Source organism: Hoyosella sp. YIM 151337 (assembly GCF_026041215.1).
Lineage (GTDB): Bacteria > Actinomycetota > Actinomycetes > Mycobacteriales > Mycobacteriaceae > Hoyosella.
Window position 1 is genome coordinate 13,994 of sequence record NZ_JAPEIQ010000008.1, and the last position, 14,084, is coordinate 28,077.

At 64.7% G+C, this 14,084-nt stretch carries 10 protein-coding genes and 5 pseudogenes; 7 read left to right on the forward strand and 8 right to left on the reverse strand.

Annotated features, from left to right (window positions below; all coding sequences use genetic code 11):
• Positions 1–61 precede the first annotated feature (61 nt).
• The 3 genes and pseudogenes from ONR57_RS04595 to ONR57_RS04610 form a co-directional block, all read right to left on the reverse strand.
• On the reverse strand, positions 62–844 hold the full coding sequence (locus ONR57_RS04595; RefSeq protein ID WP_265121819.1) for a TniQ family protein: 783 nt from the start codon (positions 842–844) through the stop codon (positions 62–64).
• Positions 841–1,758, reverse strand: coding sequence for a TniB family NTP-binding protein (locus ONR57_RS04600; protein ID WP_064441654.1), 918 nt, complete (start codon positions 1,756–1,758; stop codon positions 841–843). Before ONR57_RS04600 ends, ONR57_RS04595 begins: the two co-directional genes overlap by 4 nt.
• Positions 1,752–3,426, reverse strand: a pseudogene (locus tag ONR57_RS04610) (Mu transposase C-terminal domain-containing protein). Before ONR57_RS04610 ends, ONR57_RS04600 begins: the two are co-directional and overlap by 7 nt.
• A gap of 245 nt (positions 3,427–3,671) precedes the next feature.
• Here ONR57_RS04610 and ONR57_RS04615 point away from each other — a divergent pair.
• Together ONR57_RS04615 and ONR57_RS04620 are read left to right on the forward strand one after the other, a co-directional pair.
• Positions 3,672–4,031 (forward strand): helix-turn-helix transcriptional regulator, encoded by a 360-nt coding sequence (locus tag ONR57_RS04615; protein WP_006590980.1) that lies wholly within the window; start codon positions 3,672–3,674, stop codon positions 4,029–4,031.
• Positions 4,028–4,631 (forward strand): annotated as a pseudogene (locus tag ONR57_RS04620) (cadmium resistance transporter). The gene ONR57_RS04615 and the pseudogene ONR57_RS04620 overlap by 4 nt, the downstream one beginning before the upstream one ends.
• Before the next feature lie 49 nt (positions 4,632–4,680).
• On the opposite strand, the gene ONR57_RS04625 reads toward ONR57_RS04620, so the two are convergent.
• Positions 4,681–4,815: a hypothetical protein gene (locus ONR57_RS04625; RefSeq protein WP_265121836.1), complete on the reverse strand. Its 135-nt coding sequence runs from the start codon at positions 4,813–4,815 to the stop codon at positions 4,681–4,683.
• A gap of 21 nt (positions 4,816–4,836) precedes the next feature.
• Here ONR57_RS04625 and ONR57_RS04630 point away from each other — a divergent pair, with 21 nt between their 5' ends.
• The 3 genes and pseudogenes from ONR57_RS04630 to ONR57_RS04640 form a co-directional block, all read left to right on the forward strand.
• Positions 4,837–5,334, forward strand: a complete 498-nt coding sequence (locus ONR57_RS04630; RefSeq protein WP_265121837.1) for a recombinase family protein — start codon at positions 4,837–4,839, stop codon at positions 5,332–5,334.
• A 137-nt stretch (positions 5,335–5,471) separates the two neighbouring features.
• A protein-coding gene (locus ONR57_RS04635) for an IS3 family transposase (protein ID WP_374116396.1) occupies positions 5,472–6,598 on the forward strand; the annotation gives its coding sequence in 2 pieces (ribosomal slippage) (positions 5,472–5,739 and positions 5,739–6,598; 1,128 coding nt in all).
• A 208-nt stretch (positions 6,599–6,806) separates the two neighbouring features.
• Positions 6,807–7,518 (forward strand): annotated as a pseudogene (locus ONR57_RS04640) (IS1634 family transposase); the annotation flags it as partial.
• Between the two features lie 22 nt (positions 7,519–7,540).
• Here the strand turns inward: ONR57_RS04640 and ONR57_RS04645 are convergent.
• Positions 7,541–8,758, reverse strand: a complete 1,218-nt coding sequence (locus ONR57_RS04645; protein ID WP_265121843.1) for an IS110 family transposase — start codon at positions 8,756–8,758, stop codon at positions 7,541–7,543.
• 251 nt (positions 8,759–9,009) lie between these two features.
• Between ONR57_RS04645 and ONR57_RS04650 the strand changes: the two are divergent.
• A pseudogene (locus tag ONR57_RS04650) lies at positions 9,010–9,906 on the forward strand (IS1634 family transposase); the annotation flags it as partial.
• Between the two features lie 92 nt (positions 9,907–9,998).
• Here ONR57_RS04650 and ONR57_RS04655 read toward each other — a convergent pair.
• The 3 genes and pseudogenes from ONR57_RS04655 to ONR57_RS04665 form a co-directional block, all read right to left on the reverse strand.
• Positions 9,999–10,340: pseudogene (locus ONR57_RS04655) on the reverse strand (transposase); the annotation flags it as partial.
• A gap of 192 nt (positions 10,341–10,532) precedes the next feature.
• Positions 10,533–11,210, reverse strand: a complete 678-nt coding sequence (locus ONR57_RS04660) for a hypothetical protein (protein ID WP_265121840.1) — start codon at positions 11,208–11,210, stop codon at positions 10,533–10,535.
• Positions 11,211–11,335: 125 nt separating this feature from the next.
• The gene (locus ONR57_RS04665) at positions 11,336–12,292 is read right to left on the reverse strand and encodes a hypothetical protein (RefSeq protein WP_265121841.1); all 957 of its coding nucleotides are present in this window, start codon (positions 12,290–12,292) and stop codon (positions 11,336–11,338) included.
• 491 nt (positions 12,293–12,783) lie between these two features.
• Here ONR57_RS04665 and mobF point away from each other — a divergent pair.
• A partial coding sequence (mobF, locus tag ONR57_RS04670; protein ID WP_265121842.1) for a MobF family relaxase occupies positions 12,784–14,084 on the forward strand: 1,301 nt, incomplete at its 3' end.

The window sequence follows — 14,084 nt, forward strand, 5'->3', positions numbered from 1 at the left end:
AAGATCCGCAGCATCAAGAACTCAGGGAAGATGTCACATAATCCGTCATCTATTCTATGTCTTACAGACGGTGTGGATCATTCATTGGTGACAGGTACTCCAAGGGGATGCCGAGCTTGGTGAAACTGCCCCGTACTTCGCGAACGATGTGGTCGTCCTCGCCGCGGTACATGGTGCAGAAGTTGAAGAGCCGCCGGGCGGTCTCCGGGGTGGTCCGGGCTTCTTCGACGGTGGCGTCCAGGGAGTCCTTGATCTCCTGCCAGCGCAGAGCAGTGGGGTCCATCGTCTGGTGAGGGCGGCCGGGGTCGCGGGTCATATTCGGTGGCGGGAGGAACAGTGCGGCTTCGTGTCCGAGGCCGGCGAGGACCCGAGTCTCCAGTAGGTGGATCGCGGTGGCAGCGGCTTCCAGGGACTGGGTTTGCTGCTGGTCGGTGAGGTGCTCGTACGGACGCCACGGGTGCTGGCCGGCATCCGTGGGCGCCCAGGGGCGCCAGTGATCCACGGCGCGGTCCCGTCGCCTGCCCGGGGGCAGCAGCACCGTCAGTTGGCGGGTGTAGGTGGTGTAGGCCTGTGCCGCGGGCTGGAGTTGGTCCAGCAGCCACGGGGTCTGCCCGTTCAGGGTCATGGCCCGGATGGTGTCGGTAGCTGCCCCGGTCCGGGCCGCCAGGTGGTCGATGAACCCTTCCGGGGGGACCGTGTCGAGGTCCTCGGGGCAAGAGAGGCAGTATCCGAGGTCGAGGACGAGGTCCTGGACCTCGGCCCCGTGGCGGTGGGCGATCCGGCGCAGCCAGGAGGTGAGTGCCTCACCGGGGACGGGCGCCGGATGCACCGGCCACCGGGTCACAGCAGCTCGCGTTCGAAGACCCGTCGGCGCTCGGTCGGCCCCAAGTAGTCGGCCATTGTCAGCGTCCGGTGATTGATTTCTTCCAAACCGGACTCGACGGCGGCCACCGCGGCCGTGGTGAGCAGGTGGGCCAGTTCCCCGATGGTGCCCTCGCTGCGGGCCAGCAGGTAGCGGGCCATGTCCTCGGTGTCGATCACCGAGGGCCGGCGCAGGGGGAAGGCTGCGGCGAAGCTGGCCAGCAGGGATCTGGCCTGGTCGTCGGCCTCCCACAATGGGAGCACGAAGGGCTCGAACCGGTTCTCCAACTGGTCATCCGAGCGCACAGCCAGATAGGCCTCACGGGTGCCGACCCCGACCAGCGGGATGCGCAGCTCGTTGCCCAGAAACCGCAGCAGGTTCAGGAACTCCCGCCGGGAGTCCCCGCGGCCGGCCAGCACGTTGTGCAGCTCATCGACGACCAGCATCCGCGCCCCCACCTCACGCAGCAACGACAAGGCAAGGTGTTCGAGTTCGACGACGCGCGGGCGGGGCCGCAAGGGCGCCCCGAGGGCGGCCAGGATCGCGGTATAGAACCGCAGAGGTGAGGGCTCCGAGGGCATCTGCACGCACACCACCGGGATCTGCTCCCGGTCCGGTTCGGAGGTGGGCGGATGCTGGCGGCGGAAGCGTTCGATGATCATCGACTTGCCATTGTTCGTCGGCCCGACCAGCAGCAGATCCGGCATCCGCTGCTTCGGCGGCCAGCCGAGCAGGGTCTCCAGACGCTCGACGGCCTGGACGGCCTTGGGGTAGCCGATCCAGCGGTCGGCCCGGATCAGCTGGACCCGCTCGGCGGCCGGTAACCGCGCCACCGGCTGCGCGGCCGGGTGCAAGTGCGACAGATCCAGCGGCTCGTCCTCCTCGGCGTTCACCATTGCTCGATCTCCTCAAACCGGGCCACCGGCCGTCCCACCGTTTCCAGGTCCGTCGGCGGAACAGGGGGTGCCAACGCCGGCGTCGGCGGCGTGGTGGTTCCGGCGTGGGTGCGGCGTTGCCTCTGGCGGCGGGTGCGCTTGGTGGCCTTCTGGGCGGTCTCGGCGATGGTGCGCATCTGCTCGATCATCCGGAACAGGCCCGCCTCGTCCACCTGGCTGGCACCCCGCTCGCGCAGCCGGGCCAGGGCCTGGCGGTGTTCCCACACACTGACCGCCGGGTTCGACAACGCCCGGTACGGGACCTCGAGGTACCCGGCGCCCTCGGGGTCCAGCACCCAGATCCGACTGATATCACGCGGATCCCGACGAATCAGAAACCGCTCCAGCCGATCACGGCGGGCGATCCAGGGCTTGAGCGCGTTGGCGAAGTAGTGGACATGGTCGATCACGAACCCGGTACGGGTGAGCCTGCGGCGGAACACGGGCAGGAAGTCCACCAGGAACGCGCTCGGGTTCGCCGTCGTCGCCGGAGGACCAGTGCTCGCCACTGCCTCGGCCCACCGGCCTGGCCGGGGTCTGACCCAGCGTGGAATGCACCGTGCCGTGATACGTGGCCACCGCCAACACCAACCACCGTTCCAGTTCCGCCACCGTCAGCGCGGCCATCTTCTCGGCGTCGTACGCTCCCCGCTCCACCGGGTTCGAGAACGTCGTGCCCGGCAATTCGTGGACCTGTTCCATGACCGTGCCGATGATCCGCTCCACGATCCCCCCGTAATGCGGCCGGCCCAGCGGGCGGTAGTCCACGGCGATGCCGTGCTGCTCACAGCCACGCTTGAGCGCCTCGCTCTTGAACTCCCGGGCATTGTCCACGTACAAGGCCTTGGGCTTGCCGCTCATCGGCCAGTCCGCATCCACACCCAGTTGCTCCAGCCAGGGCCGCTTATCCCTGGCCGCATGGGCCAGGCACAATCCGACCGACACCGCCGAGGGCGGTTCCAAGGTCACGACCATCCCGACCAGGCACCGGCTGAACTCGTCAATGGCCACCGTCAGGTACGGACGTCCGATCGGCTGTCGCTCACGGTCATCGACCACGATCAGATCGATGACCGTGTGATCGATCTGCACCCGGTCCAGGATCGTCTCGACCACTGGCACCTCGTCCCCGGCCGACTGCAACGGTCGGACGCTCTCGGGCCCGGCCCGTCGTCGGCCGACCTCGACCGGATTCAGCCGGGCGATCCGCGCGGCCACCGTATTCCGCGCCGGGGCCGGCAGACCCCGCGCCGCACAGGCCCGCACGATCTCCCGGTGCAGCGAGGCGATGCTGCGCTTCTGCCGCGTCAGGTACCGCTGCCGCACCAACTCACGGATGACCTGCTCCACGGGTTCCGCCAGGCGGGCCCCGCCCTTGCCACCGTCCGAGCGCCGGGGCACAAGATCGGTGACCAGACCCGAGCCCTGCCGGTACCGCTTCATTAGCACGTACACACGACGCCGTGAAATCCCCAGCTGCATAGCGGCTTCGTCCACGGCAGCCAAGCTCACCGGATCGCGCTCGGCCAGGCGACCGATCACCTGGGACCGCAATCGAGCCTGCTCCCACTCGGGCTCAGGCACCGCCAGCAAGCCCGAGGCAGCTATCTCGTTCTGGTCATCCTCCACGCCTGTCTCCTAGAGAACAGGACTACTGAGCAGACGCGACCCTAGTGCACAGGACTCCTGAACAACCAGAGTTCAGAACCCGACGACACTACCCCCGGGATCACGGGCCTGAGAGTGCAGTCGACTTCTGAAACTGACACTCTCGATAAGTAGCGGTGGTGTCCGGTGAGGGTTCCCCTTACGGGCATGCGATCTGGGCTGACGCCTGTGACCGAGTGTTCAGTGCGCGCTGTATAGTTCAGTTCATGCTGACTATTGCTTCGCGTCTCGACGTGATGAACCGCCTGGGTCGTGCACTGGCCGACCCCACTCGATCCCGGATCATCTTGACCCTGCTCGACCATCCCGCTTACCCGGCGGAACTGGCCCGAGATCTGGACCTGACACGCCCGAACGTGTCCAACCACCTGGCATGCCTGCGCGATTGCGGGATCGTCGTCTCCGAGCCCGAGGGTCGTCGGACACGATATGAGATCGCCGATTCGCACCTGGCGCAGGCGCTGACGGCACTGGTCGATGCCACCCTGGCAGTGGACGAAGACGCCCCGTGCATCGATCCCGCCTGCTCGCTTCCCGGATGCGACGCAGCTGGGGAGGGCGCATGATCCTCACCTCGGTCTTGCAGGCGATGGGCCTGTTCGCAGCGACCAACATCGACGACATCATCGTGCTCTCCCTCTTCTTCGCGCGAGGGGCAGGCCAGCGCGGCACTACCGCCCGCATTCTGGCCGGCCAGTACCTCGGATTCGCCAGGCATCCTCGGTGCCGCGGTCCTGGTGACCATCGGTGCCGGAGCATTCCTGCCCTCGGCAGCCATCCCGTACTTCGGTCTCATCCCTCTGGGCCTCGGCCTCTGGGCCGCATGGCAGGCCTGGCGCGGAGACGATGACGACGATGACGACGAGGCCAAGGTTGCCGGCAAGAAGGTCGGCGTGTGGACAGTCGCAGGCGTCACCCTTGCCAACGGCGGCGACAACATCGGCGTCTACACCCCTGTCTTCCTCAGCGTGGAACCTCTCGCAGTAGTCGCCTACTGCATCGTCTTCCTCGCGCTCGTCGCGGTCCTGGTGGCCCTGGCAAAGTTCGTCGCCACCCGCCCCCCGATCGCCGAAGTGCTCGAACGCTGGGAGCACATCCTCTTCCCCATCGTTCTCATCGGCCTCGGCATCGTGATCCTCGTCAGCGGCGGAGCCTTCGGACTCTGACGTAGCGGCAGCGATCCAAACGGCCCCGACCGGGCGCACCCATCTCGGTTCAGACCGCGACACCTACCTGCAGCCAGTCCTGCGTGATCGCGGCAACAAGACCGCCACGGAGCGCTGCAAAAACCCCGCCACCAAGCGAACGAAGCCACAGAGCACGAGTAAACAGGAAACTCAGCGTCAGCACGATGATCTCGATCCGATCTGTGTGAAGGTGTTCGAGGAAAAAGTCAGCGGTGCACTGAAGGTCGCGGACCGGCCTGGTTTGCGGGCCGCGCTTGAGTACATGCGCCCCGGTGACATGCTCACCGTTCAGGAGGCCGACCGGCTTGGCCGTAACCTGCTTGAGGGTTTGATCGTGCTGAACGATCTGTTTGAGCAGGGTGTGGCGGTGAAGATCCTGGCGGGGATCGCTGCGGGTGAGCATGTCGAGCGCAGTCTGATTCTCGACCTGGCGCTCGCGCTGGCAGAAGACCGCCGCCGCGATATTGCCCGCAAAACCCGCAACGGCCTGGAGTCCGCGGCACGGCGCGGACGCAAAGGAGGCCGACCGCGGGTGGTTGATGAGGACAAACGCCGCGCCATCCTCGCCCGCCGCGCGGAGGGGCAGTCGCTGCGCGAGATCTCCCGCGGTGTCGGAGTCAGCCTCGCAGTAGTGCACGGCGAAGTGAAAGCCGCCGAGCAAACGATGACAGAACTTCCGTGACCGGCTGCCCGCAGCTATGAAGTCAGCAGCGGGCTTCATATACCAGGTGACACGATTTCTTACCGGCGCTGGCGTGCCCCCGTCTGAGTGGTCCGGCTGTTATGTGAGTCTTTCTGATTCATGGAAGGCTGGACATTATGGCTGGGCGGAAACGTCATACTCCGGAGGAGATCATCCGGAAGCTGCGCAAAGCTGACGAGCTCGCGGCGCGGGATACGGATGTGGATGAGATTGCGCGTCAGCTCGGGATCTCGACTGCCACGCTGTACAACTGGCGGAAACAGTACGGTGGCATGAAAGCCGATGACGCGAAACGGCTCAAGGAACTCGACGCGGAGAACAAGCGCCTCAAGCGGCTGCTGGCGGAGGCCGAGCTGGAGAAGGATGCGCTGCGGGAGATCGCCAAGGGAAATTGGTGAGCCCGGCGGCGAAGCGGCGGGCCGTGACGATGCTCCAGCTGCGGCTGGGGTGCTCTCAGCGGTTCGCCTGCCTCGTTGTCGGGCAGCACCGCTCGACCCAGCGCAAACCTCCTGCACAGGCGACACCTGCCGACCCGGATTCGGGAGTGCGGGAATGGCTGCGCGACTGGGCAAAATCTCATCCCCGTAAGGGCTATCGGCGGGCGTGGGCGGCGCTGCGGGCCGAAGGCATGGTCATCAACCGCAAGAAAGTGCACCGGCTGTGGCGGGAGGAAGGTCTGCGGGTACCCCAGCGGCGCAGACGCAAGCGCACCGGTACCACGACGGCGCCGATCAGCGAAGCGTCCGCACCAAACGACGTGTGGGCCATCGATTTCCAGTTCGATACCACCGCTGACGGACGCACCTTCAAAATCGCGTCGATGGTCGACGAACACACCCGGGAATCGCTGCTGAACATCGTGGACCGCTCCATCACCGCCGACGATCTGATCGTCGCGCTGACCGCCGTGATCGCGCGCCGCGGCACCGCTCCCACAGTGCTGCGCTGCGACAACGGCCCGGAACTGATCTCCCGGGCACTCAACAACTTCTGCGAGGGCAGGATCGGCATCGACTACATCCCGCCCGGAAGCCCCTGGCGTAACGGTTACATCGAATCATTCAACAACCGGCTGCGCGACGAATGCCTGAACCTCAACGTATTCCGTAGCATCCTCGAGGCCCGCGTCGTCATCAGCGACTGGAAACAAACGTACAACCACAGCCATCGCCACTCGGCCCTGAACTACCTCACACCTATCGAGTACGCTGCAACCTGTCAACCCCACACCAAGGCCGCATAACGCCTGGACCACTTACCGGGGGCATTCCAGCGCCCCGATTCTCCGATGCGCATACCCAGCATCACCTCAATGGAATGTTCCCGCCTCCACGTGGCCCGCGACCAAAGGAAATACCGCTAAGCGTGACTTTTCACGTCACGGGACCCCACATGCCGAACAGCCCAGTAGGCAGCCCTACGCCGCGGACCCGGTCCAGCTTGTACGGAAGGTGCGCACCGCATCCGGCGCGGTCGCGGTGCAAATCGTGCGCAAACGCCGAGGGCGACACGAGATCATCGCGCACGTCGGTTCCGCACACACCGAGCTGGGCATTCTCCTCGAACGAGCCCGTCACCTGCTGCATGGCGACCAGGGCATGCTCGACCTCGACGTCCCCACACCGGTCGAGCAGATCGACGATGTCGCCGACTGGCGAGCCTGGCCAACTTCTCGCACCCCAGGCCACGGCCGTCAGCGAGCACGCCGGTCCGGGCAGGACGGTGCGCACCACCTCCCGACTGCTCTACGACGTCCTCGCCACCGTCTACGACCGGCTCGGATTCGACGTGATCGACGATGCCGTGTTCAAGGACCTGGTCATCGCCCGGATCGTGGAACCGACCTCGAAGATCGATGCTCTGCGCGTCCTCGACGATCTCGGCGCGGACTGCGTGTCGTACAAAACGATCCAACGCCACCTCGCCCAGGTCATCACCCACGGATACCGCGATGCCATTGCTCGGCGATGCTTCGAATACTCCGCTGTCACAGGAGGCCTGGGCCTGCTGCTCTTTGACGTGACCACGTTGTATTTCGAGGCAGAGAAAGAGGACGACCTCCGCAAAGTCGGGTACTCGAAAGAGCGACGGGTCGATCCACAAATCGTGGTCGGACTGCTCGTCGACCGCACCGGATTCCCTTTGGAAATCGGCTGTTTCGAAAGACATCCCAGGAGTTTGAATGTCAAGCAGCGACCGTCTGAGCGGCGCCGGGCCAGGCCGTTGCTTCGTCGTAGAGGGTCTTGGTTTTGAGGCAGCCGTGCAGGATGCCCACCAGCCGGTTGGCGAGTTGGCGCAAGGCGGCGTTGTGGCCGACGCCGCGGGCGCGCTGCAGGTCGTAGTACGCACGGGCTCCTGGAGACCGCCGAAGCGCATTGAACGCCTGCGCGTTGAGGGCGTCGACGAGCCGGTCATTGTGCACGAACCTGGCCAGAGCAACTTTCTTCTTGCCGGACGCTCGGGTGATCGGGGAGGTGCCCGCGTAGTTCTTGCGGGCCTTGGCGCTGACGTAGCGGTCAGGGTCATCGCCGAACTCTGCAAGCACCCGGGCACCGAGAACCGTCCCGAGCCCTGGCTGGGACAGGATGATCTCAGCGGCCGGGTGCTCCCCAAAATGGGCATCGACCTGCTCGTTCAGCGTCTTGATCTGGGTGTTGAGAACGGTCAGGACCGCCAGCAGCGCCTGAACCGAAGCGGCATAAGCTTGTGTCACGAGTTCGGGTTGACCGAGGTGCTCGGAGCGCAGCGCGGCCTGGATCGCCGCAGCCTTGTCCGCAACGTTCCGGCGTCGAGCGCGCCTCAAAACCGCGCTGATCTGAGTGATCGTCAGCCGGGCGGCCTGGGCCGGAGTAGGTGCTTTGGCCAGCAGTTCCAGGGTGTCACCTGCGTCGAGGTCCTCGAATGCGACCAGCGCGGCCGGGAAATAGTCGAGCAGCGCGTGCCGCAACCGCTGGGTGTGGCGAATCCGTTCCCAGATCATCATCTTATGGGTGCGGGCCACGACCTTGATGGCCTCAGCGCACGCGGAGTCGCCGGCTACCGGCCGCAGTTCATGGGCGTGAGTGCGGACCATGTCGGCCAGCACGTGAGCATCGCCGGCGTCGCTCTTGGCTCCCGACACACCCAGCCGGTCGCGGAACCGGGCCGCCTGCAACGGGTTCACGGCCAGCACGGTGTAGCCGGCGGCGACCAGCGCGTGGACCCAGGGTCCCCGGCCGGTCTCGATTCCGACCACAATCTCGACCTCGTCGGCATCATCGCCGACCAAGTCTCCGATGATCGCGTGCAGCATTGCCATACCCGCTACGCCCTCGGGCAAACGGGCCCTGGACAGACGGCGGCCGGTGCTGTTCATCACCTCCACATCGTGGTGGTCCTCGGCCCAGTCATCTCCTACGAACAGTTTCAACGGTTCTCCCGTTCTCGATACCGATCACCACCCTCAGCAGCCTGCAGGAGAACTATCAGCGACCTAATCAAGCAGTGCTCACCGTCAAGGACGAGGCACGACATCCCAGCAGCGATCAACTCTCCCGACCTACCGCCGGGGGCACGGTCTTTCGTCAGGACTTCAAAGCCCAGGAACAAAGAGTGCTCACCCGCCGGTCGGCTACCACTAGGAGTTTGCCGGATGGCTCACTCCCCAACTGATTAGGAAACAAGGCCGAAACCCACACGCTGGTTCCGATCGTGCGTCAGTTCCAGGCCCGCCACGACATCGAGGGGGTGGAGATGATCATCGCCGCCGACGCGGGAATGCTGTCCGCCTCGAACCTGACCGCGCTGGACGACGCCGGTCTGAAGTTCATCGTCGGTTCCCGCGTCACCAAAGCACCGGGTGACCTCGAATCCCATTTCCACTGGCACGGTGATGTATTCACCGACGGACAGATCATCGACACGGTTAACCCGCGGCATGCGCGCAGCGTGGTCAACACCGTGAAACGCCGAGCCGAACCGGTATGGGAACCGGTGCAGCATCCCACCTCGTGGCGGGCAATCTGGCAGTACACCCGCAAACGCTGCGTGCGCGACAATCAAACCCTGAACGCTCAGGAAGCACGCGCGAAAGCAGTCGTCGACGGCACGAAGAAGGCCAAGGCCACCCGCTTCGTCAAGAACACCACCGGCGGTCAGCAACTCGATGAAACGGCCCTGACCAGGGCACGGGCGCTCGTCGGGCTCAAAGGGCTACGTCAGCAACATCCCGATCACACTGATGGAACCGGGTGAAGTGATCGGGAAGTACACGATCTGTGGCATGTCGAGCAGTCGTTTCGGATGTCGAAGACCGACCTGCGGGCACGGCCGATGTTCCATCGCGCCCGCGACGCGATCGAGGCGCACCTGACCATCGTGTTCACGGCGTTGGCCGTTGCTCGCTGTGTTCAGGACGAGACCGGTGTGGCGATCGCGAGGCTGGTCAAGCAACTGCGTCCGCTGCGGACCTCGACGATCGCGATCAACGGTGCTGTCCAGGACTTCCCACCCCCGATCGGCGCAGCTGACCAGGAACGTTTATCTCGTCTCGGGTTCGAACCGGGGTACTAAGCCAAATGTCCTAACTCAGGCTCGAGCTTTCGCCATACCTTCGCGGGTGCGGGAGGTGGACGTCGTCGAAGTGCGCCGCGATCTCACCGGTTGAGTCTGCGTTGCCGTTTGCGCACGATCTGCGGATCGAACGAGGCGGCGGTATCACGCGGCACCTCGATCTGCACCGGCCCGATCTCGGTTAACACCGTTTTCACCCGGGTCCCGTTACGGGAGTTGCCGCTGCCGCGCCCGGACGGATCATGCCTGTCATAGCCGAGATGCTCGGTCATCTCCGCATCCAGCGCCGTCTCGAGCACGTTCTTGGTCAACTGGTTGAGCAGCCCGTTCGGGCCTACCAGATCCACACCCTGTTCCTTCGCCTGCGCGAGCAGCTGCTCCGCAAGCGCTCGCTGATCCACCGGCTTCACCACGGGATTCAGTGTTTCGGTCATTATCCTTCCCGCCAAGCACAGCTCGGCGTGTCAGACCAAGACCAGATCCACCGTTATTCAGACAATCACGTTGAATCCACAACTGCGGCTATGAAGTAAGCAAACGGGGTGGCCTCCCTTTGTGTAAGTCTGTCAGAAGCCTGTGTCGCTGGCGGAGAATCGCCGTTGTTCCGCCCAGAGGAGAAGAGGGTTTCACTGGTCTTCAGGCCGCAACTGCTGGGAAGCGGTCTGTGTGAAGTCTTCAATGTTCGAGAACTGCTGGCAGGCTCCGGCAGGCGGCATGACTTCAAATTCTGAGGCTGGTTCGAGTTCGATTCGCATTCGATCTTGAGTTCCGTCAGCGCCGGGAAGGCTCACCTCGCATACCGTGAGTGAGCCGCCGGCACACGTCACCGATAGGCGGACCGTGTCAGAGGGATCGAGCAGGTTCGTGGCGAAATTCGTTTCCCCACGCATAGTGCTGAACGTTTCGCCGGGGATGCGAGCGACGGGTACGCCGACGATGGTCACTCCATCACTGGCAAGTGGTTTACCGGGCTCGGCGAATTCGAGGAGCCGCAGCGGCAGCAATTCGTTCAGCCATCCGCTTCCGGTATCTGCGAGTTCAATCCAATCCTCACTCCCCGACTGGTCAAACCGCTGAAACAGTTTCCCATCGCAGAGGATCACGCTGACTTGCATCGGCTCTGCTGGAGCGTCTTCCCCGGAGAAGGTCATCGACGATGCCGCCGTGAGGTTCCGCGACTGGATGTCGGCGCGGCCTTCGCTGCTCACTGTGCATCCGAAACGGTGCGGAGTTTCGTGAAGATCAGCTGTGAACTGGTACGCGAAATACCGCTTGACTCGTAGATCGCGTACTACTTCACTCACGACGGGCATCTAAGCTCCAATCCTCGGCCCTGCTAAAGGGGCAACCCCGCTTTGGGGTTGTGGAGACGACCGGGCACTCAGTAGCCTGCACTTCCTCCAGGCGTGCCCGGGCGTCTCCCAGTCCGTTACGCGGGTAGCCCCCACAGTGGCTGGCACGTCCTATGGCACGGCCATACTCGCCATCCGCAGACCCCGGCAATGCAGGCTACCTGGGCCGCGAGGTGGGGAATCAGGCGACACCGCGCCGCAGCGGTGCCGCACTGGCCACCCACGCAGAACACAACGCAGTTAAAGTACGCCTGCGGCGTGCGCGGGGCGATAGCACCGGGTTCTAGCTGCCGACTGAACGTGGTCTCCAAGCTCGGCAGTTCCACACCCTGTTGCTCGTTCGCCACCCTTGGCGTGGCGCCACGACGGAACGTCTCAATCAAACTGTGCCTGCTGCCGCTGCCGTCCCATTCGATCGCGATCCCTGCAGCCTCCGCTTCAGGATCTGCTGCCGATGCAAAGAAAGCCAGCACCAGCTTCTCGCCGTTTGGTCCTTCGAAACCCGTGAGGCCCGAATGCCCTAGTTCGTAGTTCCTCGACTCAAGCTCAGTTCTGGCCGTAGCGCCTGCTTCCGTACCGAAGAACCCTTCAAGCAGCGCCGTTGTTTCACGATCGTTGAGTGGACGTCCCCGCCTTGCCGCAGCCGTAGCAGGAAACGTCGCAAGGCCCGCAACGACGGCAGCTCCACCCAGGACGCCCTTCAGCGCGCTTCGCCGAGTAGTCCCGCCGACAGGGCCGCCTACACCCTTATCGCCGATCATCCGGAGGATCCGGAATGCCGCACCGGCGCCCAGGCCTCTCAGCAGCACGCGGAACATACCAGCTCCGTGCCGGGCTGTGATCTGACCACCCTCATCGATCACGAGCATCGGCTCAAACTTCCAGCCAGGAACGTGCGCATCCAGATAAGCCTGGGACTCAGCTTCGTTCAAGTTCCGGATTGTGAGCCACCCGTTCGCCTGCTCCTGAGCTTCTTTCGCCGCCGCTGCGCAGGAAGCACAGCCACCGTCGTAGAACAAGGTCCGCACCGTCATAGAAAGCCTCCACAGTTTATACACGTACGAAATATCAAGGATCGTAACCATAAACGGTCTTGTTCATCACATGTTTACTCCAAACCCATCTACATCATTCGTCTCTCCATCTAGCCACCGGTGTGCTGCGCAAGGCCTGGCGATCCACAGGCCACCGATCGTGCGGCGGCTCGCGATTGTCCTTCCGCTCGGTGGCTCCCGGCCGCGAGGCCGGTTTCGCGTCGTTCTAGTCGTGTTGGCGGTGTTGCGCGTGCGTGTGCAGTGTGCGCTGCCGTGCCTGGGCGCGCATCGTGACTTGTTTCCGCTTACTTACCCACGACCGTGAAGCCTAGAAATCCCTGTCCCACAGTGAGATCGTCCACCTCAAAACCCGAGATCCGTCGCAGCACCTCACGCCATGTGCGCTTTGCATGACCTCTGTCACTCGTTTGCTACACACCATTTGCACTACGAGTGGTTGTGGGGCGGGGTCTGTTTGAATGTGGGGCGTGATGACGCTGCACGTGCTGCACGCGGGTGATGGGTATGCGTATCTGACTCGTCAGGTCGCGTCGATGGATCGTGCCCGTGAGCGCGGGGAGGCGCTGGCGAGTTATTACACCGAGCATGGCACTCCGCCGGGGGTGTGGCTCGGCTCCGGGCTCGCCTCACTCGCCGTGCGCGGCCCTGATCTGGATGCGGCTGCGGTGTCGGGGTTGGTGAGTGAGGCGCAGATGAAGGCGCTGTTCGGGGAGGGGCTGCACCCGAACGCGAACGAGATCGCGGCGGCAGTGATCACCGCCGCGTCCACCCCGCGCCAGCTCCGCAGCGCGGTGAAAACCGCGGAGACAGCGACCCGGCTGGGCCGGAGATTCCCGGTGTTCGCGAACGAGAACCCGCTGCGTGATGCTTTCGGTGAGGCGGTGGAAGGGTTTGAGCGCCAGCAGGACCGGCCCGCCACCACGGCCGAGCGGGCGGGGTTGTGGCGCACGGTGGGAGCGCCGCTGTTCGAACAGTCTCACGGGCGGGCGGCGTCGAGTGAGCGGGAACTAGTGGCGTGGATCGCGCGGCAGCGCGGCACCGACCGCCAGCCAGTCGCGGGCTACGATCTGGTGTTCACGCCCGCGAAATCCGTGTCAGTGTTGTGGGCGCTCGGCAACGACCACGTGCGTGACGCTGTCACCCGGGCGCATCACGCGGCGGTGCGCGACGCGGTGGGGTGGCTGGAGACAGAAGCCGCGTTTACCCGCCGCGGTGCGGGCGGTGTGCAGCAGATCGACACCACCGGTTTGATTGTGGCGGCGTTTGATCATTACGACAACCGGGCGGGGGAACCGAACCTGCACACCCACTGCGCGGTCAGCAACAAGGTGTGCGGGACGGACGGGAAATGGTCGGCACTGGATGGGGCGGCGCTGCACCGCCACGCCACCGCCGCCGCGGCGCGCTATAACGCTGCGGTCGTGGACAACCTGCGCCGCAGCCTCGGGATCGGGTTCACGGTGCGGGAGATGGGCGCGGGCAAACAACCCGTGGTGGAGGTCGCCGGGATCGATCAGGGCTTGTGTGACGCGTTCGCGACCCGCACTGCCGCGATCCGCGCCCGCCGCGACGCACTCGTCACCGAGTTCCGCCGCACGCACGGCTATAGCCCCGACACGAAAACGCTGTACCGGCTCGCGCAGCAAGCCACCCTCGACACCCGCGACGGTAAACAACAGCCCCAGTCCCTCGCCGCGATGCGGGCGCAGTGGCGCGCCACCGCGGCCGCGCACCTCGGCAGCGAGGACGCGGTCGACACCATGCTCGAACA

Coding starts and splice junctions, on each gene's coding strand:
- ONR57_RS04600 (WP_064441654.1), bottom strand. CDS start 1,758: ATGGTGAACGCCGAGGAGGACGAGCCGCTGGATCTGTCGCACTTGCAC.
- ONR57_RS04615 (WP_006590980.1), top strand. CDS start 3,672: ATGCTGACTATTGCTTCGCGTCTCGACGTGATGAACCGCCTGGGTCGT.
- ONR57_RS04665 (WP_265121841.1), bottom strand. CDS start 12,292: ATGACGGTGCGGACCTTGTTCTACGACGGTGGCTGTGCTTCCTGCGCA.